Source organism: Clostridium pasteurianum (genome assembly GCF_001705235.1).
Lineage (GTDB): Bacteria > Bacillota > Clostridia > Clostridiales > Clostridiaceae > Clostridium_S > Clostridium_S pasteurianum_A.
Genome location: NZ_MCGV01000001.1, coordinates 2,120,806 through 2,145,454 on the forward strand (window position 1 = coordinate 2,120,806; position 24,649 = coordinate 2,145,454).

20 protein-coding genes, 1 tRNA gene and 3 rRNA genes are annotated in these 24,649 nt (G+C 32.9%); 6 read left to right on the top strand and 18 right to left on the bottom strand.

The window, feature by feature from the left end:
- Positions 1-451 precede the first annotated feature (451 nt).
- The 6 genes from BEE63_RS09315 to BEE63_RS09340 form a co-directional block, all read right to left on the bottom strand.
- Positions 452-1,120, bottom strand: a complete 669-nt coding sequence (locus BEE63_RS09315; protein ID WP_066021126.1) for an HAD family hydrolase — start codon at positions 1,118-1,120, stop codon at positions 452-454.
- A 163-nt stretch (positions 1,121-1,283) separates the two neighbouring features.
- Positions 1,284-1,359 (bottom strand) — tRNA-Lys (locus tag BEE63_RS09320).
- Positions 1,360-1,364: 5 nt separating this feature from the next.
- Positions 1,365-1,481, bottom strand: a 5S ribosomal RNA gene (gene rrf, locus BEE63_RS09325).
- A gap of 69 nt (positions 1,482-1,550) precedes the next feature.
- Positions 1,551-4,457, bottom strand: a 23S ribosomal RNA gene (locus tag BEE63_RS09330).
- 176 nt (positions 4,458-4,633) lie between these two features.
- Positions 4,634-6,138 (bottom strand): 16S ribosomal RNA (locus BEE63_RS09335).
- Together the 16S, 23S and 5S rRNA genes with 1 tRNA gene alongside form the textbook arrangement of a ribosomal RNA operon.
- Positions 6,139-6,574: 436 nt before the next feature.
- The gene (locus BEE63_RS09340; RefSeq protein ID WP_066021127.1) at positions 6,575-7,513 is read right to left on the bottom strand and encodes a GNAT family N-acetyltransferase; all 939 of its coding nucleotides are present in this window, start codon (positions 7,511-7,513) and stop codon (positions 6,575-6,577) included.
- Between the two features lie 148 nt (positions 7,514-7,661).
- On the opposite strand from BEE63_RS09340, the gene BEE63_RS09345 reads away from it, so the two are divergent.
- Positions 7,662-8,825: a class I SAM-dependent methyltransferase gene (locus tag BEE63_RS09345; protein WP_066021128.1), complete on the top strand. Its 1,164-nt coding sequence runs from the start codon at positions 7,662-7,664 to the stop codon at positions 8,823-8,825.
- A gap of 97 nt (positions 8,826-8,922) precedes the next feature.
- Complete coding sequence (locus tag BEE63_RS09350) at positions 8,923-9,585, top strand: DUF4230 domain-containing protein (RefSeq protein ID WP_066021129.1); 663 nt, start codon at positions 8,923-8,925, stop codon at positions 9,583-9,585.
- Between the two features lie 532 nt (positions 9,586-10,117).
- Here BEE63_RS09350 and BEE63_RS21655 read toward each other — a convergent pair.
- Together BEE63_RS21655 and BEE63_RS09355 are read right to left on the bottom strand one after the other, a co-directional pair.
- On the bottom strand, positions 10,118-10,276 hold the full coding sequence (locus BEE63_RS21655; RefSeq protein ID WP_175400840.1) for a hypothetical protein: 159 nt from the start codon (positions 10,274-10,276) through the stop codon (positions 10,118-10,120).
- 105 nt (positions 10,277-10,381) lie between these two features.
- Complete coding sequence (locus BEE63_RS09355) at positions 10,382-11,071, bottom strand: hydrolase (RefSeq protein ID WP_066021130.1); 690 nt, start codon at positions 11,069-11,071, stop codon at positions 10,382-10,384.
- A gap of 493 nt (positions 11,072-11,564) precedes the next feature.
- On the opposite strand from BEE63_RS09355, the gene BEE63_RS09360 reads away from it, so the two are divergent.
- Both BEE63_RS09360 and BEE63_RS09365 read left to right on the top strand, forming a co-directional pair.
- Positions 11,565-12,524 (top strand): ABC transporter ATP-binding protein, encoded by a 960-nt coding sequence (locus tag BEE63_RS09360; protein WP_066021131.1) that lies wholly within the window; start codon positions 11,565-11,567, stop codon positions 12,522-12,524.
- Positions 12,508-13,692 carry an ABC transporter permease subunit gene (locus BEE63_RS09365; RefSeq protein ID WP_242874770.1) on the top strand — a complete coding sequence of 395 codons (1,185 nt, stop codon included), beginning with the start codon at positions 12,508-12,510 and terminating at the stop codon, positions 13,690-13,692. The genes BEE63_RS09360 and BEE63_RS09365 overlap by 17 nt, the downstream gene beginning before the upstream one ends.
- Before the next feature lie 38 nt (positions 13,693-13,730).
- Here the strand turns inward: BEE63_RS09365 and BEE63_RS09370 are convergent, their stop codons facing one another.
- Both BEE63_RS09370 and sfsA read right to left on the bottom strand, forming a co-directional pair.
- On the bottom strand, positions 13,731-14,231 hold the full coding sequence (locus tag BEE63_RS09370; RefSeq protein ID WP_066021132.1) for an NAD(+) diphosphatase: 501 nt from the start codon (positions 14,229-14,231) through the stop codon (positions 13,731-13,733).
- Positions 14,232-14,288: 57 nt separating this feature from the next.
- On the bottom strand, positions 14,289-14,978 hold the full coding sequence (gene sfsA / locus BEE63_RS09375) for a DNA/RNA nuclease SfsA (protein ID WP_066021133.1): 690 nt from the start codon (positions 14,976-14,978) through the stop codon (positions 14,289-14,291).
- Positions 14,979-15,374: 396 nt separating this feature from the next.
- Between sfsA and BEE63_RS21410 the strand changes: the two genes are divergently transcribed.
- Entirely contained in the window at positions 15,375-15,545 is a 171-nt protein-coding gene (locus tag BEE63_RS21410; protein WP_100369881.1) for a hypothetical protein, read from the top strand.
- A gap of 472 nt (positions 15,546-16,017) precedes the next feature.
- Here BEE63_RS21410 and BEE63_RS09380 read toward each other — a convergent pair whose 3' ends face one another.
- The 8 genes from BEE63_RS09380 to BEE63_RS09415 form a co-directional block, all read right to left on the bottom strand.
- On the bottom strand, positions 16,018-16,857 hold the full coding sequence (locus BEE63_RS09380) for an efflux RND transporter periplasmic adaptor subunit (RefSeq protein ID WP_066021134.1): 840 nt from the start codon (positions 16,855-16,857) through the stop codon (positions 16,018-16,020).
- Positions 16,858-16,884: 27 nt separating this feature from the next.
- Positions 16,885-18,102, bottom strand: a complete 1,218-nt coding sequence (locus BEE63_RS09385; protein ID WP_066021135.1) for an ABC transporter permease — start codon at positions 18,100-18,102, stop codon at positions 16,885-16,887.
- Positions 18,103-18,126: 24 nt separating this feature from the next.
- Complete coding sequence (locus tag BEE63_RS09390) at positions 18,127-19,341, bottom strand: ABC transporter permease subunit (RefSeq protein ID WP_066021136.1); 1,215 nt, start codon at positions 19,339-19,341, stop codon at positions 18,127-18,129.
- A complete protein-coding gene (locus tag BEE63_RS09395; RefSeq protein ID WP_066021137.1) occupies positions 19,322-20,260 on the bottom strand; it encodes an ABC transporter ATP-binding protein in 939 nt (312 codons plus the stop codon). The genes BEE63_RS09390 and BEE63_RS09395 overlap by 20 nt, the downstream gene beginning before the upstream one ends.
- Before the next feature lie 217 nt (positions 20,261-20,477).
- Positions 20,478-21,446, bottom strand: a complete 969-nt coding sequence (locus tag BEE63_RS09400; RefSeq protein ID WP_066021138.1) for a hypothetical protein — start codon at positions 21,444-21,446, stop codon at positions 20,478-20,480.
- A 1-nt stretch (position 21,447) separates the two neighbouring features.
- Positions 21,448-22,482 (bottom strand): hypothetical protein, encoded by a 1,035-nt coding sequence (locus BEE63_RS09405; RefSeq protein WP_066021139.1) that lies wholly within the window; start codon positions 22,480-22,482, stop codon positions 21,448-21,450.
- On the bottom strand, positions 22,463-23,359 hold the full coding sequence (locus BEE63_RS09410) for an ABC transporter ATP-binding protein (RefSeq protein WP_066021140.1): 897 nt from the start codon (positions 23,357-23,359) through the stop codon (positions 22,463-22,465). Before BEE63_RS09410 ends, BEE63_RS09405 begins: the two co-directional genes overlap by 20 nt.
- A gap of 11 nt (positions 23,360-23,370) precedes the next feature.
- The gene (locus BEE63_RS09415; protein WP_066021141.1) at positions 23,371-23,763 is read right to left on the bottom strand and encodes a GntR family transcriptional regulator; all 393 of its coding nucleotides are present in this window, start codon (positions 23,761-23,763) and stop codon (positions 23,371-23,373) included.
- A 197-nt stretch (positions 23,764-23,960) separates the two neighbouring features.
- Between BEE63_RS09415 and ytaF the strand changes: the two genes are divergently transcribed.
- Positions 23,961-24,566 carry a sporulation membrane protein YtaF gene (gene ytaF / locus BEE63_RS09420; protein WP_066021142.1) on the top strand — a complete coding sequence of 202 codons (606 nt, stop codon included), beginning with the start codon at positions 23,961-23,963 and terminating at the stop codon, positions 24,564-24,566.
- The last annotated feature ends 83 nt before the right edge of the window (positions 24,567-24,649 follow it).

Consider the following 24,649-nt stretch of genomic DNA (forward strand, 5'->3'; position numbering starts at 1 on the left):
TCACTTTCTGCTTTTATCAATCGTTAACGGTAGTGCGTTTACCGTGGGGCATCCGCCGAAGATTTCGATACTCCCCATCCTCGTCAACTTAGATCTGTTAACCTAAGTTCGGGCGCTTTAATTATATTTTATTTAACTCCTCCTTCCATATCTAATTGTCTTTTTAGACAGTGTAATTATACTATTACTTTTATCTAACTGTCAATAACTATAAAAAAGCATTTATTGAATATTCATACTTTATATAAATATATTATGCTTGCAGTCCTTTAAAGTTTAGTAAATTTTAATAATTATCCTCAATTACTTTATTATGGCATAACCAATATAAAACATTAAAGTGGTTAATTATTGTTAAATTTATAACAATATATGTCATAAAAAATCAAAAAAAGTAATTAAGGAATTCAAACTTATCTCCCTTAATTACTTATATCGTTTTATTATAATACTATTTTAAAGCTAACTTAATGATTTTATTTATATTCTGCTCATTATAACAGTCTATAATTATATCGGCATTTTCTATACTTTGAATTCCCGAATTTAAATTTCTAAATCCAACACATTTCATTTTTGCACTTTTAGCAGCCTTAACTCCATTACCTGAATCCTCTATAACCGTGCAATCACAAACATCTGCATTTAAAGAATCTGATGCTTTTAAAAATATTTCCGGATTAGGTTTTCCTTTTTTTACTTCACTTCCACTTACTATATAATCAAAATATTCAATAAGATTCGTTCTTTTAAGTATAATTTCAACATTTCTTTTAGGTGATGAGGATGCAACAGCAATTGTGAATCCATCATTTTTTAATTTACGAATAAGTTTATCTACTCCTACAACTAATGGTATTTCATTTTCATCATTAGCCAAATAATCATACTTCACACCAGAAGAACTAGTTGTTAATTCCTTAACAGATTGTTTGAGATTAAACTTTTTCTTTAATGATGTCCACTTATCATTAGGTGTTGTTCCTGCAAAACCGTTCTGTTCTTCACTAGTGATTTCAATTCCTAAGTTCTTATATATTTTATTATTCAACTTTCTATATATTGGCTCCGTATCGACAATTACTCCGTCCATATCAAATATTACTGACTTATTATTCATATTTTTTCCCCCATCACAAAATATAACAAATTTTCTTAATAATAATTATAAATCAAAACTTACGCTCAATCAAATTTTCATTCAATATTTACATATTTAATAAAACATACTCAAAAAAATACAAAAAGGCGCTTTAAAGTATTAACTTTAAAGCGCCTTTTTATGGTGGCTTATCGGGGAATCGAACCCCGGACACCATGATTAAAAGTCATGTGCTCTACCAACTGAGCTAATAAACCAAAATACCCGGCAATGACCTACTCTCCCACAGGGCAACCCCTGCAGTACCATCGGCGCTTTGGTTCTTAACCTTCGTGTTCGGTATGGGAACGGGTGTTGCAACCAAGCTATGATCACCGGATTTACATTTTGTTTTTGAAAGTTTTATATACTTTCAAAATTGCATAGTAACTTATATATTTACTCTTTATTGGTCAAGCCCTCGACCTATTAGTATCAGTCAGCTTAAAATGTTACCACTCTTACACCTCTGACCTATCAACCTGTTGTTCTTTCAGGGGTCTTACTAACTTATGTTATGGGAAATCTTATCTTGAGGTGGGCTTCACGCTTAGATGCCTTCAGCGTTTATCCCGTCCCGACATAGCTACCCAGCCGTGCCTTTGGTAAGACAACTGGTACACCAGAGGTCAGTCCATCCCGGTCCTCTCGTACTAAGGACAGCTCCTCTCAAATTTCCTTCGCCCGCGACGGATAGGGACCGAACTGTCTCACGACGTTCTGAACCCAGCTCGCGTGCCGCTTTAATGGGCGAACAGCCCAACCCTTGGGACCTACTTCAGCCCCAGGATGCGACGAGCCGACATCGAGGTGCCAAACCTCCCCGTCGATGTGGACTCTTGGGGGAGATCAGCCTGTTATCCCCGAGGTAGCTTTTATCCGTTGAGCGATGACCCTCCCACGAGGAGTCACCGGATCACTAAGCCCGACTTTCGTCTCTGCTCCACTTGTTTGTGTCGCAGTCAGGCTCCCTTCTGCCTTTGCACTCTACGCGCGGTTTCCAACCGTGCTGAGGGAACCTTTGGGCGCCTCCGTTACATTTTAGGAGGCGACCGCCCCAGTCAAACTGCCCACCTAGCTATGTCCCGTGACCAGTTTCATGGCCTCCGGTTAGAACCTCAGTACTGTCAGGGTGGTATCCCAAAGGTGACTCCACAATCCCTGACGGAACTGCTTCCAAGTCTCCCACCTATTCTGTACAGACAATACCGAAATTCAATGCTAAGCTACAGTAAAGCTCTACGGGGTCTTTCCGTCCAATCGCGGGTAGCAAGCATCTTCACTTGCACTACAATTTCGCCGGATTTGCTGTTGAGACAGTGCCCAAATCATTACGCCATTCGTGCGGGTCGGAACTTACCCGACAAGGAATTTCGCTACCTTAGGACCGTTATAGTTACGGCCGCCGTTTACTGGGGCTTAAGTTCATGCCTTCGCTTGCGCTAAGCATTCCCCTTAACCTTCCAGCACCGGGCAGGCGTCAGCTCCTATACTTCAGCTTTCGCTTTAGCAGAAACCTGTGTTTTTGATAAACAGTTGCTTGGGCCTATTCTCTGCGACCTGCTCTCGCAGGCACCCCTTCTCCCGAAGTTACGGGGTCAATTTGCCGAGTTCCTTAACAGCAATTCTTCCGATGGTCTTAGGATTCTCTCCTCACCTACCTGTGTCGGTTTGCGGTACGGGCACAAAACTCCTGGATAGAGACTTTTCTTGGCAGCATGAAATCAGATATTTCGGTAGTAAACTACCTCATCATTACATCCCAGACTTACGAAAAGCGGATTTTCCTGCTTTCCATCCTCAATGCTTAAGCGCACTTCCAATAACATACGCATATCCTATCCTTCTGCGTCATCCCATTTCTCATAACGTTGTTTTGCGGTATCGGAATATCAACCGATTGTCCATCACCTACGCCATTCGGCCTCGGCTTAGGTCCCGACTTACCCTGGGCGGACGAACCTTCCCCAGGAAACCTTAGGTTTTCGACCACTAAGATTCTCACTTAGTTCTCGCTACTTATGCCAGCATACTCTCTCCTGCACAGTCCACCGCTCCTTACGGTACGACTTCAACCCATGCAGGATGCTCCTCTACCACTTGTACATAGTACAAGTCCACAGCTTCGGTGTTAGATTTTAGCCCCGGACATTTTCGGCGCAGGATCTCTTGACTAGTGAGCTATTACGCACTCTTTTAATGTATGGCTGCTTCTGAGCCAACATCCTAGTTGTCTTAGAAATCCCACATCCTTTACCACTTAATCTATACTTTGGGACCTTAGCTGGTGATCTGGGCTGTTTCCCTTTTGACTACGGATCTTATCACTCGCAGTCTGACTACTGTGATTCAAGTATCCAGCATTCGGAGTTTGATAAAGTTCAGTAACTGTTGTCAGCCCCTACCTCATTCAGTGCTCTACCTCCGGTACTCATTCACAGCGCTAGCCCTAAAGCTATTTCGAGGAGAACCAGCTATATCCGAGTTCGATTGGAATTTCTCCCCTATCCACAGTTCATCCCATGGTTTTTCAACACCATTGTGGTTCGGACCTCCACGGAATTTTACTTCCGCTTCACCCTGACCATGGATAGGTCACCCGGTTTCGGGTCTACAGCATGCAACTATGCGCCCTATTAAGACTTGGTTTCCCTTCGGCTGCGCACCTTAAGTGCTTAACCTTGCTGCATACCGTAACTCGCTGGCTCGTTCTACAAAAAGCACATCATCACACGTTAATGTGTTCTGATCGGTTGTGGACACACGGTTTCAGGTTCTATTTCACTCCCCTTCCGGGGTTCTTTTCACCTTTCCCTCACGGTACTGCTTCACTATCGGTCACTAGGTAGTATTTAGCCTTGGGAGGTGGTCCTCCCAGCTTCCCACAAGGTTTCACGTGTCTCGTGGTACTCTGGAACAGATCGGGCTTTTTTCTCTTTTTACCTACAGGACTTTTACCTTCTACGGTTTAACTTTCCAGAAATCTTCGGTTAAGATATAAAGCTTTAATGATCTGCCCGCAACCCCGGAAACAAGTTTCCGGTTTGGGCTCTTTCCCTTTCGCTCGCCGCTACTAAGGAAATCGATTTTTCTTTCTCTTCCTCCGGGTACTTAGATGTTTCAGTTCCCCGGGTTTACCTCTATATACCTATGAATTCAGTATACAGTCCATGGATACAATCCATGGGGGTTTCCCCATTCGGAAATCTTTGGTTCACAGGCTATTTGCGCCTACCCAAAGCTTATCGCAGCTTATCACGTCCTTCTTCGGCTCCTAGTGCCAAGGCATTCACCATGCGCCCTTTGTAGCTTGACCTTAAGTAAATATATTTAAATTCAAACAACAAAGAATTAACTTTGCCTTGCTTTAGAGTATTACTCTTATTCATTACTATGCAATTTTCAAAGTACATTAGAGAGAATTAAGCTCTCAAAATTAAACAGAGAATTAAAAACCTTCGTGGAAATTACATTTCCACGTCGACTCCTTAGAAAGGAGGTGATCCAGCCGCAGGTTCTCCTACGGCTACCTTGTTACGACTTCACCCCAATTATCAACCCCACCTTCGACCGCTGGTTCCAAAAGGTTACCTCACGGGCTTCGGGTGTTGCCGACTCTCATGGTGTGACGGGCGGTGTGTACAAGACCCGGGAACGTATTCACCGCGACATTCTGATTCGCGATTACTAGCAACTCCGGCTTCATGTAGGCGAGTTTCAGCCTACAATCCGAACTGGGATGGGGTTTTGAGTTTGGCTCAACCTTGCGGTTTCGCATCTTTTTGTCCCCACCATTGTAGCACGTGTGTGGCCCTAGACATAAGGGGCATGATGATTTGACGTCATCCCCACCTTCCTCCTGGTTAACCCAGGCAGTCTCACTAGAGTGCTCAACTGAATGTTAGCAACTAATGATAAGGGTTGCGCTCGTTGCGGGACTTAACCCAACATCTCACGACACGAGCTGACGACAACCATGCACCACCTGTCTTCCTGTCCCCGAAGGGATTTCCTCAGTTACGAGTAATTCAGGAGATGTCAAGTCTAGGTAAGGTTCTTCGCGTTGCTTCGAATTAAACCACATGCTCCGCTGCTTGTGCGGGTCCCCGTCAATTCCTTTGAGTTTTAATCTTGCGACCGTACTTCCCAGGCGGAATACTTATTGTGTTAACTGCGGCACAGAAGGAGTCGATACCTCCTACACCTAGTATTCATCGTTTACGGCGTGGACTACCAGGGTATCTAATCCTGTTTGCTCCCCACGCTTTCATGCCTCAGCGTCAGTTACAGTCCAGAAAGCCGCCTTCGCCACCGGTATTCTTCCTAATCTCTACGCATTTCACCGCTACACTAGGAATTCTGCTTTCCTCTCCTGCACTCTAGACATCCAGTTTGAAATGCAGCCCCCAAGTTAAGCCCGGGGATTTCACATCTCACTTAAATATCCGCCTACACATCCTTTACGCCCAGTAAATCCGGACAACGCTTGCCACCTACGTATTACCGCGGCTGCTGGCACGTAGTTAGCCGTGGCTTCCTCCTATGGTACCGTCATTATCGTCCCATAAGACAGAGTTTTACGATCCGAAGACCTTCATCACTCACGCGGCGTTGCTGCATCAGAGTTTCCTCCATTGTGCAATATTCCCCACTGCTGCCTCCCGTAGGAGTCTGGACCGTGTCTCAGTTCCAATGTGGCCGATCACCCTCTCAGGTCGGCTACGCATCGCAGCCTTGGTGAGCCGTTACCTCACCAACAAGCTAATGCGCCGCGGGTCCATCTTACAGCGAATAAATCCTTTGGCTCAAAGATCATGTGATCTCTGAGTATTATGCGGTATTAATCTTCCTTTCGGAAGGCTATTCCCCACTGTAAGGCAGGTTACCCACGTGTTACTCACCCGTCCGCCGCTGGGAACCGAAGTTCCCCGCTCGACTTGCATGTGTTAAGCACGCCGCCAGCGTTCGTCCTGAGCCAGGATCAAACTCTCAATTTAAAAGTTTGACTTAAGCTCATCGCTTATATATTAAATAGAATAAATTCTATTCAAAAGAATTGCTGGTTTATAATTCTCTGTTTAATTTTCAAAGTTCAATTCCTTGCTGCACGAGACAGCTTTTATATAATATCACCTATGAGCTTTCGTGTCAACACTTTTTTTTAAGTTTTTCAAAACTTATTAAGTGTTATCATTTCTACTCATTAAATGCTGCTGTCTTGCGACAACGTTTAATATAATAACACACTAATTAATATATTAAGCTAGCTATATTTCATATTATTATATATTATCTCTATATATCTAACTATTATTCACTTTTCCTTCATTTATATTCTAGTGACACTCAAGGCAAAGTTTATGTAAAGTAGACATGCATTATTTCATTTTGTAGCGTTTTACCGTAGTATCATATCCCCTATATTAAAATTTACTATTTTTTATTAACCTTATAAAATGTTATATGATCCTGCCATTTTCCATTAATAAACAAATAATTTTTATTTACACCAAGTTTCTCAAATTCACATCCTATAAGAACATTTTGAGATCTTAAATTATCTACTAAGGTTGAGGCTTCTATTCTATGAAGTTTCATAACATTAAAAGCGTAATCTTCCACAAGGCTTACTGATTCCTTCATATATCCTCTTCCTTGATAATCCTTATCCATGGAGTAACCTATTATTGCACTTTTAAATACCCCGTACATTATACCTGATATTTGAATTTTACCAATTAAATCATTTGCTTTGTATATTCCAAAGTTTATGCCTTCACCATTTAAAAATTGTTTATAGTTTTCCATAAGTATTTGTTTTTGAACCTCAAAAGTATAAAAGCTTTCTTCTCGCTCAGGCTCAAACTTTTTCAAATGTTCTTTATTTTTTATATAATAACAAGTCATATCATTAGCATCTTCAGGTGTTAACACTTTAAGATTTATATTCTTTCCATAAAGCTTAACTACATTTATTCTACCACTGTTATACCTTTTATAATCAATACCAAATATAAACTCATCCTTATATATACTTTTTTCAATTATACTTTTATTTATAATTCCTTCTAAAATAAAACCTAAATCAACAAATGGCTGTGTATCTATTTCTTCATCAATAATCACGCTAACCTTATTAACCACATTAACTTTAAATAAGGAATTAACAAAAGTATGCAGTGAGTCCTTAACATATGCATATATATCTTCACCTTGTTTATAAAACTTAATTCTAAAAAGACAAAACTTATCAACCTTACTTATGTCTAATATAAATATTCTTCCTATGGTTATACCAAATTTATCAGTTATAACATATTCTCTTTCTACGCCTTTTGCCTCTTCAATTTTCACATAATTACCCTTTAGCATATAATTCTTCACCTAATTCTTACTAATATTTAAAGATACATTTTAAATTATATCATATACATACATAATATGATAAAATATAATCATGTTATAATTAGAAACAATTTTATTGAAATACAATGCCTTTTCAAGGATGGTGCTAATACTTATGAACAAAAAAAATTTATCAAAATTAACTCTACTTTTATCAGGAATAAAAAATAGATTCCTTGAAAATGAAGCTATCTTCAAGGAAATTTCTGTAACATATACATCCGGTCTTAACCACTTTACGGGAAAAGGAACTTATAATGATAATCATAAGCTTTTATTTAATTTTGGCGGTAAAACAGATTTTTATACAATTGATAACCTGCTCAAAAAAATAATTGACCATTCTATGTCTTATGACTCTTTAGAATTTATATACAGCGAGCGAGGAACAAATGTTTTAATAACAGCTGATAATAAAGATATAAATATTAGAAACATAAATATAGCCGAAGAAAATAGTGAAGTTATAAAAACTTCCACTTCATTGAATAGAAATTATCTCATAAAGGTTGGTCCTGGCAATAATTTACTTAAGGCTATTGGTATAATGTCAAAAGACAATAAAATAAAAAATGATAAGATACGAAAATATAATCAAATAGATCATTTTATTGAACTAATAGAAAAAACATTGGATTCTATACCGAAAAATAAAAGTATAACCATACTTGACTGTGGATGTGGAAAATCTTATCTTACTTTTGCTCTTAATTATTTCCTCACTGAGGTCAAAAAAGTAAAATGTAATTTTATTGGTATAGATGCATCAGATTCTGTTATAAAAAAATCAAACTCTATTGCAAAAGAACTTGGATATAGAAATATGGACTTTTACACCATGGATATAAAAGATTATGTCCCTGACAAAAAAATAAACATGATTATATCACTCGAAGCCCCTGATACTTCTACAGACATGGCTCTTGCTCTTGGCATAAAGTTAAATGCTGATGCACTTATTGCAGTACCTTGCTGTAACAAAGAAATGCTTAGTCAATATTCTTATGAACCGTTTAAAGATATAACAAAATATGGAGTTTTCAAATCAAAACTCTCAGATGTATTAACAAATGGAATGAGATGTTTAATGCTTGAAGCCAAAGGTTACAATGTTTCTGCTGTAGAATATATTTCTCCACTTGAAACTCCAAATAACTTGCTCATTAAAGCTATAAAAACATGTGATTATAGCGATACGGCAATGGATTCTTACTTGAAATTAATGGCTGATCTAAATACATATCCTGCGCTGTATGATTTTTTACAAACATATAACTAAAAAATTGCAGGAGGTATAATAAAACTCTCTTCAATTTATACATTGTATTCAGATGAATTTATTATAAAATCACTTAAATTAGAAAAGGGGTATTAATTTGAAAATAACAATACGAAAGAAAACGCTTCTCATAATAATGCTTATATGTATAGTTATTGGTTTTTTTGCTGCATACAAATTTTTTAATAGAAATTCAAATTCTTCGTCCAAGCCATGGACTGTAGCAAATGCAAATGATATTTCAAAAAAATTCATAAGCAAAGAAACCCTTATAAAAAAAATAGAACAGAAGCAAAAACTTATAACAACAGAAGTTGAAATAAGTGAAAAAGTAACTATTGATAATAGTTGGGGAAATCTTGATGTCTTTAAGAAAATACAAAATATCTCTTTCACCGGAACGGGCATCTATGCTGTTGATCTATCAAATTTAAAAAACAGTAATTTAAGTATAAATAATGAAACAAAAATTATAACACTTAAAATATCAAAACCTCAAATAGAGGCAATAAATATAGATGATGATAAAACGGAATATCAAACAGACAATGGACTTTTAAGATTTGGAGAAATAAAATTAACTCCTGAAGAACATGAAGCTATTATGGAAAATGTAAAAAAAGATATGAACAAAAAAATGATGGAAAATGATTACTATAGTAAGGCTACTTCTAATTCAAAAAAATCCATAAGAGATATGATAAAATCCATACTTGGAAAAGAATTTAATTATTCATTAACTATAGATTTCACAAAATAAATATAGTGGCTAAAGCCACTATATTTATGCATTTTCTAAAAAACTGCATAAATAAAAAGTAAAAGCTGTTACCATCCCTAAATAACAGCTTTTACTTATGTCAAAATCCCTTAAATTAAACCCTAAAAAACTTGCTTTAGCCTTACCCTTCTTTACCGTCCGCAGGTAAAGCTAAAGCCTTCTTTTAACGCAAGACCCCGTTCACATTAAAAGATTTCACTATCAGAGTTCCCATGGAATATGTTCATAGTTTTTACCACCCACATAATAAAAACTTTCACATATAATATTAAACTCCCAACAAACAAATAACTTTAGAATCCCCTAGCATTTAAAACAATTACTTTGTGTAATCATCTTCTTGATTACGTTTACATTATAGCATTTTACTTGTATTTCATCAACTCTTATTTTCTTTGATTTTAGCTTGTATTCTCTCGTATTATCTGTTTATCTTAGTTTTTGTCTGTATGATAACGTTTTATTTGATTGTATCGTCAAATTACATTACTCGTTTTTTATAAAAAACAAACTATAGTATTACAGATTCCGTTTCCCTACAATACCTAGTTATCATGCATTGTCCTAAATTTCTTGGGCATTTCCTGCACATACAATCTTCTGCTTCACCTTTACACTTTCCACTTTTTAATTCGTCACAATGTTTACAGTTATCTCCCTCAACTATCATAAAATATCACCTCATATTTAATTTCTTAATAAATTATTTAACTCAATCTTTACACATGTAACTTATAAAGATTGAGTCATTTAGAATTTTTTAATTTTACTTATATCATTCATTACCATCAAATTTATTTCTATACTTTTTCATAGTATCACTGAATATTTCTCCCGGAGTTGGAGGAGTATATGTTATCGCATTAGCTCCAGCTTCTATAGTCTCCGTAATAGACTCCTCATTATTTCCGCCGGTTGCTATAATAGGTATATCAGAAAACTTATCTCTTATGCTTTTTACTATATATGATGTCCTTTTAGCACCTGATACATTTAAAATTGTTGCACCAGCGTCTATTCTTGCTTGAACATCTTCATATTCAGAAACAACAGTAACAACTATAGGAATATCTATAGTTTCTCTAATTTCTCTAACAATATCATTAGGAGTAGGACTATTAACCACAACACCCATAGCCCCTTTGAATTCAGCATCTAAAGCCAGATTTACAACTCTTTTACCCATTGTAAGTCCACCACCTATGCCACAAAATACTGGGACATCTGCTGCAAGGATAAGAGCAGATGTAATAACTGGCTGAGGAGTAAAAGGATATACTGCAATTACAGCATCTGCATTCGTATTTTTTATAACTGCAACATCTGTTGAAAAAACAAATGATTTAAGTCTTTTACCAAAAACCCTTATGCCGGTTGCATTGCTTATAACCTTTGGAAGCTCAATCATATGGCTCCTGAGTGTCCCCTTTACTTCAGGCACAATCTTATTTCTCTTATTAGTCATAGTTTTCTTCTATCTCCCTTCTTGATTTAATATGCCAAGTATTACATATATAAATGCACTAACCTTTAGTATCTATATTTATCAAGTTATTTAATTATAGATATAATTTATATAATTTTCAATATCAATTTTCAAAATTTTGGATAATTTCACATATTAATTTTTTATTAACGATGTTTTAATAAATTTGGTCTTAATAACTCCCTATCACACTTTAATTTTTAATACAATTTCACCAAAAGCTTTAATTTTGAGCATTTTCCACCTATTTCTTATTCTGAAAAGCATTACTTGTTAGAATGTTAAAACATTTTTCTTACCAATTTACATTAATTGCTCACCGTTGACATTTTATACATTTAAAGTTACTATTTATAGTAATAGGTTAAATATTTAAGCTAATGTCATATTGTAAAGAAATATATTTCAATATGCAAACGAAATCATTTAGTAATATTAAAAGTTAACAATTTAATATAAAGGAGGATAACTCATGTCAAATGTACTTGAGGTAAAAGACTTATACAAAACTCTAAACAAGAAAGAAATAATAAAAGGTATAAGTTTCTCTATAAAAGAGGGAGAAATCTTGGGATTCTTAGGACCAAACGGTGCTGGTAAAACAACTACAATAAAAATGATTGTAGGTCTTATAAAGCCGGACAAAGGTACTATAACAATTTCAGGTCACGACATAACTAAAGAAACAGAAGCAGCTCTTTCTTCTGTAGGAGCTGTTGTTGAAAATCCAGAATTATACGGCTATCTTACTGGAAGGCAAAACTTAGAACAAACTGCTAGATTCTACAAAAACATAACAAAGGATGATATTGACCACATAGGAAATGTCATAGGATTAACTATTCATCTTGATGAAAAAGTAAAAAAGTACTCTTTGGGTATGAAACAGCGTTTAGGTCTTGGAGTGGCTTTATTAAGCAAACCAAAACTTTTAATATTAGATGAACCTACAAATGGTCTTGATCCTACTGGAATCATAGAATTTAGAGAACTATTAAAAAAAGAAGCTAAAGAAAATAAAATGGCTATTTTTATTTCCTCACATATTCTTTCTGAAATAGAACATGTTTGCGATAAAGTAGCATTTATAAATAACGGCATAATCAAATCTTTTGAGGAACTAAATAGTAATTCTAATAAAAATAAAAAAGAAACTTCAACTGAAAAAGTAGTTATAATGACAAAAGAAAAAGATAAATGTAATGCCGCTTTAAAGGAAATTCCATTTGTTATTGATTTTAAATTATCTGATGTCAGCGGTACAGTTGCTACCTTTGATGTAACAGCTAAATCTGATTCAGTTCCTGACATAACATCAAGCTTAGCAGAAAAGAAAATCAGGATAGAACAAATTTACAAAAAGCAGCAAAATCTTGAAGATAGATATATGGAACTTGTAAATGGAGGAAAGAATAATGTGGAATCTCATTAAAAATGAATTTATAAAGTTACGTTATAGAAAAAAGTATATCATATGTATTATTGCTTTTGCATTAATATGTGCTATTTTCTCTGTGGTTTACGCAAAAATGAAAATAGCAACTACACCAGATGCAATGATCGCATCTTACAAGCAAACTAAAACAAGCTTAGAACAAAAAAGTAAAAGTATTAGCGACTCAACTTTAAAACAACAGTATCAGCAACAAATTTCTCAGATAGATCAACAAATTCAGCAATATGAGACAAGTAAAAAAGAAAGCACTACCAATTGGAAAAAGCAATTAAAAAATTCAATAGATTCTCTTAAAGATGAAAAGAACTCTGCTTCTGATATATCAGAAAATACTTCAAAAGAAAGTTATAATAAGCAAATTATATATTACCAATATCTTTTAAATCACAATATAAAACCTGAAGATCCTAATGCTATTTCAGTATCTGATTTTCTACAATCATTATTAAAACTTATAGGATACATACTAGTTCCTATTATTATAGCCATTTTCTCTGCTGATATCGTATCTGGAGAATATACTCCTCCTACTGTTAAAGTTCTTTTGACTAAACCTGCTAGCAGAGCAAAGATATTAGCATCAAAATTTATTGCTTCAGTAGTATCATGCGTAGCAATAATTATTATTATAGAATTATTGTCATACATCATAATGGGTATAGTATATGGATTTAATAATCCTAGCTATCCTGTAATAGTTGGAACTAAATACTTGAATACAGGAATAAAACTTACACAAGATAGTACAGGATTAATACCTGTTCTGGGCAGTTCTTATATAGTTCCACTTTGGCAGTTTATTGTAGAAACTTTCTTATTCCAGATATTATTTATTATTGCATGTTGTACATTCTTCATACTCTTATCTGTACTTTTAAAGAGCAGTGTTCTATCTATGACACTTGGAATAATGTCAATAATTGCTTTAAATATAATATCTCAAATATCATCTATACATGTGATTTTACCGTTCCTATTTACAAGTTACGGTTCTCCTGCTGACACACTTAATAACAGTATTCCTACTACTTCAGGATTAACCTTTGCAACATGTATATTTGGAGTTTTCTTCTTAATAATATTTAGTGCAATCTGCTACGGATTGGCTGATTACACATTTAAGAAAAAAGATATGCTTGTATAAAAATATTAGGGGTTTTCACTTTGTTCTGGTGAAAACCTCTATTTATTATAACCTATTCTCTTAAACACTTTTTTAACCACAGCTTTACCTATCTTGTCTTCATTCATCTCATGAAGTACATTCTTCATACTTACCCAATATGCACCATCAACTTCGCTGGATTTTGTTATTTCCCCACTAGAATACTCCGCCATAAAAGTTATCATTATTATTTCCTTTGAATCAAGATAATAGCTTCCCAAATACTCTGGTTTCTTTACGTCAATTCCGACTTCCTCTTTAACTTCTCTAATCACTGTTTCCTCTATTGTTTCTCCATTTTTGACATAACCTGATACTAGAACTTTTGAATCTTTAAAAGTATAATTTTGTTCCAAAAGCAAAATATAGTTTTCTCTAATAACAGCAACTATTATACATGGTTTTGGCGTGTCAAAAAACATAATATCATCGTATTCACAGTAAGGTACCTCTCCCTCATCAAAGCTATACTTTTTTTTAAGCTTTTTTCCACACACAGGACAATATTCGTATTGCATAACAAATCCTCCAAATCCTATTTCAATAAGACAATTATAGTTTACAGATAAAAAAGTTTAAAGTACTATTTTAACAAATTTCTTCAATGTAATACTGTCTTCCCTAACATAACACTCATATGCCATTATATCTACTCCATTAGAAGCTGCATTTCTAACTGCAATACCAAAGTTCTCATCCATCTCATCGTTAGGTGTAAATTCCTTTATATTATCCATTTGTATTAAAAATAATACACCTGCTCCATATCCTGCTTTTTTGGCTTCTACAAGCTCATTCAAATGCTTACTTCCTCTTTCAGTTGGAGCATCCGGAAATCTCGCAAATCCTTTATCCTCAAGCGTTACACCCTTTACCTCAAGAAAATACACTTCGCTATCATTTTCTAGTCTAAAGTCAAATCTGCTATTTCCAAAGGTTTTTTCGCGCATTATAGTATTGTACTTTGTCAAATTAGGTATTTTCTTATTTCTAAGTGCCTCTTCCACTACCTTATTTGGTATTTGCGAATCAATGTTAATAAATTTATCACCCTTATATGCTCCTATGAGATCATACTTAGTTTTTCTATCAGGATTACTGCCTTCTCTAAGTACAACAGTACAGTCTGGAATTAGTATTTCGCGGCATCTTCCCGTATTCGGCACGTGTACCATTATTTCTTGATTATTGAGCATTACATATGCTACAAATCTATTAGGTCTTTTCACAAATTTAGCTTTTACTACAGCATTTTCTATCATCATTTTATTTCACCTCTTAATACTAATCCACAAAATTATTTATTACAACTTAATATAATTGTATGTTATCCACATTTTTGCCGACTTATGAACATAAGTTTGTGGATAAGTAGTGTGCTTTTCAACAGAACACCTCAAACAGCCTATTTTTATATGCTAAGTGACAAAAAACCTGTGCACAACTTATCCACATTATCAACACCACAATATATTGACATTTTTATAGTTTATTTATACAACATATATAAGTTATTGTAAACCACCTGTCAACATTATTGTTAATACTTTCACTTTATACACAGACTTTCATTTTACATTATATTCCACCAGCATTTTGTATACTATTTTGTAGAAAAGGTTAAATTAATTATAGAAAACTATATAAAGGAGAATTTATTTATGGATAATAATAAAAATAGAATGAGAGATAGAGAAAAATCAAATGCTGACCTTAGAAAAATGTTTCCAAAATCAGGCGATGATATAGGAATTAAAGATGGTGAGAAAGTCGGTTCAAGAAGTAATGGCAAGAAATACACAAAACGTTCAAAGCTATCACATAATAACTAAAGGAATAACCGTATTTTAGAAACAATTTAAATAAAATTCAATAAGCCCTGCTTTAAATTATAAAAAGACTTAGAAATTTTAATCTGTCTGAACGATAGTGAGTTATTAAAATTTCTTAGTATTTTTATAATTTGGGCTTGGCTGAGGTTTGAATAAAGCCCATTATTCTTCTTTACTAAATGCTACCTAATCTCTTTGTTATACCAGACAAAATTTAAGCAAGATAATAATTTAAAGCTTTCCGTAGAGAATCGTAGGAAAGCTATCATTGTTCTTTTACTTTAAGGTAATTATATGTATTTTATAAACAATTTAAATAAACTTCAATAAGCCTTGCTTTAAATTATAAAAAGACTTAAAAATTTTAATCTGTCTGAACGATAGTGAGTTATTAAAATTTCTTAGTATTTTTATAATTTAAAGCTTAGGCTTATGAAGTTTATTTAATGTTTTAAAATACGTATAATTACCTTTATTTTCTGCTTATACTTAAATCCACTGAAGAATTAGGTAGTAATTTTCCGTCATTGTCATCTATTGAAACCTCTACCGGAATATACGAATCATCATCATCTGAGCTTGAGCTTACAGAAGAACTGCTGCTGCCATTGCTGCTGCTAGATACTACACTTTTCCCTACATAAGTTACCTTACCTTTATACGATTTTCCAGAATAAGACTGAGTTGATATAGTAACATTCTGACCGTCTTTTATATCGTTTATATTTTCCTCAGGCACCTTTGCCATAACCTCAAGGTCTTTTAAATCTTGTACAGTTATAACATTTTTTTCTGGGCTTAGTATATCTCCTTTTGAATACCCTACATTTGTAACTACAGCATCGTCCATATCACATATTATAGAACTCCCACTTATATAACTTTTATTTAATTTGCTCTTTATAGAGTTAATCTCATCATTGTAGCCATCAATGGTTTTTTGCTCCATATCTTTTTGATCTTGATCTGGCATTTTATCCTTTTTTATATTTTCAGCATCAATTTCATTTTGGATTTTATTTATATTAGAGTTATAATCACTTAAATCTAAATCTACTAACTTATCGTTTTTCCTAACTTCCTGCCCTGATTTAACATGTACATCAGACACACTTATTGATATGTCCTGAGACATTCCAAGTGAAATATTCTCTACATTCTTTGATTTTACAGTTCCAGTTATCTGTATTGCATTGGCATCCTTTTTAGCTTTTCCCTTATTGCCATTATTTGATGAACCGCTGCCGCATCCTACAGCAAGAGACATAACTCCTGCAAGTGCAACGGAAATTATCAATTTACTTCTCTTCATAATTAATTCCTCTCTTCCTAAATTTATTTATACTAGCATATCCTTTTTTGTGAACCAAATATGAGCTATTATATAACTTACAGCCCCTGTAATTAAATTAACAGCTATTCCGAGGCTAACTGAAATATCTGGATTTTTAATCTGATTTGCTAAATCTCCACTTAGTAAAAATCCTGGTGAAGAATAAGTATTTATTAAATATGGAGCTATCCTCCTAAAAGGCACATCTCCAGCTGCACTTCCATCACCAGCCGTTACTTTTATAATGATAAAACTTATAATAACAGCAATAACTATTCCTGAAGTCATAGATAAAGTATTGCTATTTGCAATTACTGATATTAACATGCAAATACTTGTAAAACATATTATAAAAAGTATTTGCAGTGCAAACATCTCAATAATAAACTTCCACTGAGGCATTACATAAGAACTTCCGAGAACAGCCTCAACATCGTGCCAGTTCCCTGCCAATACTTTACTTGCATTAAATTCATACCTGGTTCCAAGCGTCATAGGTGCATTAATTTTGCCGAATCCCACCACAAATCCAAGTATTATAAGAGATATTAATTCCGAACAAGCTATGGCTATGACACTTGCAATAGATGATGCTGCAAATTTTGAAAACAGTATTTTACCCCTAGAAAAAGGCTTGGTTAAAAGCATTTTCATTGTAGGCGGCGCACACTCACCAGACACTACATCAAGAGATATTATACATATTATTACTGGCAAAATAATGAGCGAAATAACTGATATCATCTCATCAAACACGTCTATAGCCTTTTCATCATAATCGTTTGATACATCAGATATATTGTTTTTAAGCGCATATTTTTTAGCTAAAATTTCCTCATTAACCTGTTCTATTTTTGTGTTATCTCCTGCTATATCCGAGGAGTTCTTCTTTTTTTCATCATCACTTATTTGCTTCTCTATTCTGTCCTTCCAGTTTAATTTTCCAAGATCCTCTGCACGGTATGACTTACGGATCTGTTCCTTATACTGTGCGATATTTTCCTTAATACTTTTTTGACCATTAGCATCCTGATATGACATATAGCTCTTTAGTGCAGATATATTCTTTTCATTTTCAGTTATAGTTTGTGCTGGAGTTTTATGTGAAGCTTTATATTGAACTATTGAAAATAAAAGTATAATAGCTATAAATACTATACTTACAACCAAAACTTTTCTTCTTTTAAATATTTTTTGAAGCTCATTTGTTATAAGTCTATACAATTTATTCCCTCCTCTCTTAAAAAATTAGGCAAGTACATCTCTTTTAGAAAATACAAAAGCAGATATTCCAAAACATACTACTGTATAAACTATAAATACACCTATTCCCATACTCACTGTTATCATAGGATTGTTTGCTCTTTTCGCCATAAGTCCTGATAAAATCAAATCCGTAGATGAATATGTCATAATAAGATATGGTGTTATTTTAGATAAAGCTTTTGGAATAGCTCCACTTAGCGTCATTATGCCTATTATTGACATAACAAGTCCTATCCCTACGCTTACTCCTATAGTTACAGCAGAATTCTTTATGAGAGTAGAAATTAAAAAGCATATAGAAACACAACCTAATATAAATAGTAGATCCAATCCTGCCATATAAATTAAATATTTTCCTGTAGATATAATATATGAAGATCCCAGTACCGGAGAAATTCCAGTCTCACCATTTGATAAAACTACAGATGGGTCATACTGATAGAGAGTTCCTACTGTCATTACCTCTGAAAGATTAGGGAAACCATCCATAAACGATAAAACAAAATAAGTTATTATCTGAGGCACCATTACAAGAAATACATTTGCACCCAAAATTGCAATAAACTTTGAAAGTAATATTTTAAATCTAGATGCAGGCTTTGCTAATAGCATTTTAATAGTTACACTTGAATACTCAAAGCTCACTATATCTGAAGTTACTACTGCAATTATAATAAACAGCACAATGATTTGTACAAATGCTTTTGAATCTAGAAAACCCTCTAAAGCATTATCACCAGCTTTATTATAAATATTAATATTATTATCAACATAGTATTGAGCCGTCATAACATCCATATTGGCTTTTTCAATATCTTCATTTTTTCCTTTGCCTTTAGCTTTCATAAGTGCATGCTTTTTATCCCTCAAATCCTTATTAAGTCTCATTTGCCAGTTTAAATCTTTTTCTGATTCTTGCTTTTGCAAATCCTTTATGTTTTTTTCATCTTCCTTAATAGATTGCTTTATCTTCTTTCGCTGATCAGCTTTAACACTTGCACTTTTGAGCTCACTTTTATAAGATTTTATCCCCGCTTTATACATTGCAATTCTCTGTTTAGGTTCACTGTATTTTTTTGAATTTGAGTACTGTAAAACAGAATATGCCATGAAAATAGCCAAAAATACTATAAAAGTTATCCAAAACTTTTTTCTTTTTATTATTTTATAAAGCTCATTACTTATTAGACCCCACATCTTTCTCCTCCCCTCCTTCTACTATTTGCATAAACCTATCCTCAAGGGTTTTATGTTCTTTATAAAATTCAATGACTTCAACATTTTGCTTCATAAGTTCTTCTATTACCTTAGGAGAAGTTCCAAAATCTATTTCTACTGAAACACTATTTTCATTCTTTTCTACATCATATACAAATGGCAACTTCGATAAAATTTCAATGGCTAAATCTATATTACTTGTAACTATATCAAACTTTTCCTTGCTGCCCTTGCCTGCACTTTCTTTTGTACTTTCTACTGATTTTATTTCCCCACCATTTATAAAAGCAACAGTATCACAGACCTGCTGTATTTCAGCAAGTATATGCGACGAAATAAAAACAGCAGACTTATTTTCATGAGCCATTTGTCTTATTATCCTTCTAAAATCCATAATTCCAACAGGATCAAGACCATTTGTAGGCTCATCAAGTATTAAAAGCTTAGGTTTTACTAAAAGAGCCTGACCAAGCCCAAGTCTCTGCTTCATTCCAAGAGAATATTTTTTTACTTTGTCATTAATTCTATCCTTAAGTCCAATTATATCCGCAACTTCATCTATTCTCTCTTTTGTTACATTTCCATACATCTTTGCATACTGAATAAGATTTTCCCTTCCAGTGAGAAAACCATACATATCAGGATTTTCAACTATGCATCCAACATTGCTAAGAGCCTTTTCCTTCTCAGTTTGAATATCATGTCCCATTATTTTTATACTTCCTGAATTCGGTTTAATAAGTCCAACCAGCATTCTTATCGTTGTTGTCTTACCTGCACCATTAGGTCCCAAGAATCCAAAAATTTGTCCTTCATCTACAGAAAAACTCATTCCTCTTATTATCTCTCTTTTGCCTAAGCGCTTTTTTACGTCTTTAACTTCAAGGACTACTGCCATATTTTACCCTCCTTATTTGTATTTATATAAAACTATAGCTTTCATGCATGTAGTTTCATTCAAGACTTTTTACGGTACATTAAAATAATATATTAAAAACTTAAAATAATACTTATGTAATTCTTAAATTTTCCTTAATTTACAGCAAAGTCGCCTTTGTTATATATATAATATAACAAAGGCGACAATTTTACAATAACTATTTAGTGAAATTTTCCTATTTAATTATTCTGACAGAACCATATATTGATAATCCTGCAATTGCTATTGATGTGACTATATACAATAAGATCTTGCTCTGATTAGGATATTGAAAAATTATAGTCATTGCCATCATTGTAATGACTATAACAAAAATTATCCTTAAAACATATGTAAATGGTTTATACATACTTAAATTATACTTATTTTCTAATGGAATATTTTCAAAAATCTTAACCATGATAAAGAAAACTAGCATTGAGAAAGTAATTAACACTAAAATTCTTACAATAGGTTTCAAGGTCATATTATTCATATTATTATAATAGGCAACCATATAAACTTCATGTGAATAGCTAAATTTAATGCCATACAAATTCAAAAATTCTCTCAAAAGCTCTTCTCCATTTTTCCATAAAAATAATAGAATGACACTTGTAATCACACCCGCTATATTATTTCCATGAAGTGATTGAATAAACATAATAAATGTAATGATAAATATACACGTTAATACATTTAACACCATCCACTCTAGCATAAATCTATATCTATTAATTGAATTCAAAATACTATAATTTATAAAATATATGCCAAATATAAAGCAGTAGTCTATAATCAAAGGAATAACTACTGAAATAGCTGCCATAATCCACTTACTTTCTATTATTTGTTTCCTAGTATATGACATAGAAATAAGTCTCTCACGGCCTCCATTTAAATAATCTGCAGCCATGATAATAAACACTGAGAAAAATACCACCGCTATAATAATTAAAGTCATTTTTTCGCCAAAATAATTCTGTATATGAAAGTGTGGATCTAAGGCAAACTTTTTCATATTTTTATTATTTGAACTTATAAAGAAATTAATCTGGCTCAAATAACTTGCAAAAATTTGAGAAGATGAAATTATTAATAAAAAAATATTTATCAAAATAAGCCATCTTACATAAACCCATTCTTTTTTGAGTAAATTTTTCATATTATTCACCCCATCCATATCTGCTTAATTTTATAAACTTATCAATACACCCATAGGCAAAATAGCATGCTATTATAAAAATCATATTTAATATAAAAATATACATCACAATATCATAACCTATTAATCTTGACATTCCATCTGCCGCAAAAAATCCTATAAATATTGAAGAAAATATTCTAAATACTATTTCCTTTTTAATCGTTGTTTTAAACATTACGTTTTCATTTATATCTAATTTTTTAATTATATGAATAAGAATAATTCCCACTATAATTAAAAATATTATAAGTTTTATAATATTAGGCACTATTTCTTCTGAAAGCAAATAGACTTTACCTCCGATACTTTGGGTTCTTGCATGTATTTTAAAATAATTTAATATGTACAGATTATCTATAAATTTATCTGCCGTATTAGCTGCACCTTCTCCAAATTTTTTAACAGTTACAGCATCTATAATAATCTCTATAGAAGATGGAAATTTGATTACAGACACACCTAAAAGTGCAGCAAAAGCGCCATTTTTACATAAACACTGTATACCTATTAAAATAATGTATTCTATAGAAAGCACCAAAAAAGTTATAATAAAAAAGCCAATGATATATTTTAATTTAATAATCCTCTCTAAATACATGTAATTACCAAAAAAGGTAATAGAATTTATTAAAACTCCCACAATGCCAGCAATAAATATAATTCCTATTCCAACTATAACCTTTGCAAACATTCTTTCGTTTTTATTAAAGGGCATATAATTTAAAAGATTTTTTACTGAGCCCAATCTATCACGGCTAATAATAAAATATGACATAATTATAATTACAAGTACAAAAGCATATATTTGTGAATTGCAGTCAAAACCAAAAAATATTTGTATTCCCTCATAGTAATTTCCACGATATTTTTTTGCATAATCTACTATACTACTCATCTTTAAAGCCTTTATGTTTAATAGAGTAAGTGGCAAAATAAACCACCATATATTTTTCCACTCCTTATATAAAAGAGCCTTATTTAAGTATTTCTTCATACTCCTGTCCACCTCCCACAGAATATATGAACATGTCCTCAAGGCTCATGCCTATTTCCTCTTTAAAAGAAATTTCACTTTCATCAAGCCTTTTTATAAAGTTATCATCGTATTTATCAGTTATTATATTATATACACGCCCAACTTTTTCAACCTTAATCACATTACCCCATTTACTCATGCTTTCTGGAGCTTTATCCTTAAATACAACCTGAATTTTTCTTATAGTTTTTTTCATCTCTTCTACAGAGTTCTTATATTTCATTTCACCATCAATAAGTATTCCAACACTGTCGCACATTCTTTCAAGATTATTTAAATTGTGAGAAGATATAAATACCGTAGTTCCCCTGCTTGCAACCTCATCTAAAATAATATTTATAGACTGCTTTTTAGCTATAGGATCTAACCCCCCTGTAGGTTCATCAAGCACAAGTACTTCTGGCATTATACTTAAGTTCAACATTAGCGCTAATTTCATCTTCATACCCTTTGAAAGTTTTTTCACAGAAGTATTTATAGGAATTTTAAAGACTTTATTCAATGAGTTAAATCTATCCATATCAAAGCTTTCATATGTAATTTTATAGAATTTAATTAAATTTTTAATATCAAAATAAATAAAATAATCATTTTGATCTGCAACATATCCTATATGCTTTTTTACATCAACATTTTCAAATACATTCTGTCCTAAAATAGTTATTTGTCCGCTATTAACCTTATATATACCTGTAAGACATTTTATAAGTGTTGTTTTCCCCGCTCCATTCGGTCCTATTAATCCAAAAATATTGCCTTTTTGAACTTCAATATTTATATTTTTAAGTATTTCCTTATTTCCAATTTTTTTACTTACATTTTTTATGCTTACCACACTATCTCCTCCTAATCATTTTTATTAAGCTTATCTATATCTTCATAAGTATTCTCAACTATTTTTAATATTTTTTTCTTTGAAATTCCCATATACTTCGCTTCTACTATTATTTTCTTTATATTACCTTTTAAGCTCTCAAGTCTTTCCTTTTCCATGACGGGTTTATAATCCACAGTTACATAAGTACCTCTTCCTCTTATTGTTTCAATTACATTTTGTCTTTCAAGCTCACTATAAGCCCTACTTATTGTATTGGGATTGGCAGTTATAATACTTGCCATTTCCCTAACCGAAGGTAACTTATCTCCACCCTGTAATATTCCTTTTATAACCTGTTCTTTAATTTCATCCACAATCTGCTGATATATCGGAATGCTGCTTTTGTTATCTATATTAATCAATCTTTCACCTTCTTACTGTGTTAAGTGTATTAATTCAATTAGTACACTTATAATATAAATTAATTTTCTACATATGTCAACGGTATTTTAAATCTTTTCGTATTTTACATGGTAACAACGATACCCATCCATGAATATTATATTATGAACCACTACTAATGGATTATCTTCCTATGGATAACCCTAAGGGAGGTCATATGAATATAGTTGAAATATTAGCTTTTGCTATAATAATAAATGTAGATAATTTCATCGTTGGAATTGCTTATGGAATAAGAAAATTAAAGATAAATCTTTTTATAAATATAATTATAGGACTAATGTCTTTCTTTGTTACACTATTTTCCATGGCTGTTGGAAAGTTTGCATGCCGCTTCCTACCTAAATATGTATCAAATATACTTGGAAGTTGTATACTTCTAATAATGGGTTTGTACTATATACTAGGTTTCTTTATAAGAAAATCTAAAGGTAAAAAAAAGTCCTCTAATAAAAATAATAACAGCTTATTAGAAAACCCTGAAAGAGCAGACGTTGATAATTCCGGAAACATTGATATTAAAGAATCTATAACTTTAGGATTTGCACTCTCACTAAATAATGTAGGTATTGGCATCGGCGCTAGTATCGCAGGAATTAACATATACGAAGCCTCAATTTCGATTTTTATCTTCAGTATAATTTCAATCCCCATTGGATATTTCCTGGGAAGTAAATATTTTTCTAAGTTATTTGGCGATTATGGAGAACTTATATCAGGTATAATAATACTTATATTGGCACTTTATCAGATGTTTTTGTAGATAAGGTGAAGTAACAATGCTGAATGAACATTAAAAAAATTTAATAAATCTAAGGTAAAAAAATTATAAAATCCTAATGCATT

Bases quoted from the DNA above. Each gene is read 5' to 3' on its own strand.
- BEE63_RS21655 (WP_175400840.1), bottom strand. From the start codon at position 10,276: ATGATAGTTGAGGGAGATAACTGTAAACATTGTGACGAATTAAAAAGT.
- ytaF (WP_066021142.1), top strand. From the start codon at position 23,961: ATGAATATAGTTGAAATATTAGCTTTTGCTATAATAATAAATGTAGAT.
- BEE63_RS21410 (WP_100369881.1), top strand. From the start codon at position 15,375: ATGGATAATAATAAAAATAGAATGAGAGATAGAGAAAAATCAAATGCT.
- sfsA (WP_066021133.1), bottom strand. From the start codon at position 14,978: ATGATGATAGAAAATGCTGTAGTAAAAGCTAAATTTGTGAAAAGACCT.
- BEE63_RS09380 (WP_066021134.1), bottom strand. From the start codon at position 16,857: ATGAAGAGAAGTAAATTGATAATTTCCGTTGCACTTGCAGGAGTTATG.
- BEE63_RS09360 (WP_066021131.1), top strand. From the start codon at position 11,565: ATGTCAAATGTACTTGAGGTAAAAGACTTATACAAAACTCTAAACAAG.
- BEE63_RS09340 (WP_066021127.1), bottom strand. From the start codon at position 7,513: ATGCTAAAGGGTAATTATGTGAAAATTGAAGAGGCAAAAGGCGTAGAA.
- BEE63_RS09370 (WP_066021132.1), bottom strand. From the start codon at position 14,231: ATGCAATACGAATATTGTCCTGTGTGTGGAAAAAAGCTTAAAAAAAAG.
- BEE63_RS09390 (WP_066021136.1), bottom strand. From the start codon at position 19,341: ATGTGGGGTCTAATAAGTAATGAGCTTTATAAAATAATAAAAAGAAAA.
- BEE63_RS09400 (WP_066021138.1), bottom strand. From the start codon at position 21,446: ATGAAAAATTTACTCAAAAAAGAATGGGTTTATGTAAGATGGCTTATT.
- BEE63_RS09315 (WP_066021126.1), bottom strand. From the start codon at position 1,120: ATGAATAATAAGTCAGTAATATTTGATATGGACGGAGTAATTGTCGAT.
- BEE63_RS09345 (WP_066021128.1), top strand. From the start codon at position 7,662: ATGAACAAAAAAAATTTATCAAAATTAACTCTACTTTTATCAGGAATA.
- BEE63_RS09405 (WP_066021139.1), bottom strand. From the start codon at position 22,482: ATGAAGAAATACTTAAATAAGGCTCTTTTATATAAGGAGTGGAAAAAT.
- BEE63_RS09355 (WP_066021130.1), bottom strand. From the start codon at position 11,071: ATGACTAATAAGAGAAATAAGATTGTGCCTGAAGTAAAGGGGACACTC.
- BEE63_RS09395 (WP_066021137.1), bottom strand. From the start codon at position 20,260: ATGGCAGTAGTCCTTGAAGTTAAAGACGTAAAAAAGCGCTTAGGCAAA.
- BEE63_RS09365 (WP_242874770.1), top strand. From the start codon at position 12,508: ATGTGGAATCTCATTAAAAATGAATTTATAAAGTTACGTTATAGAAAA.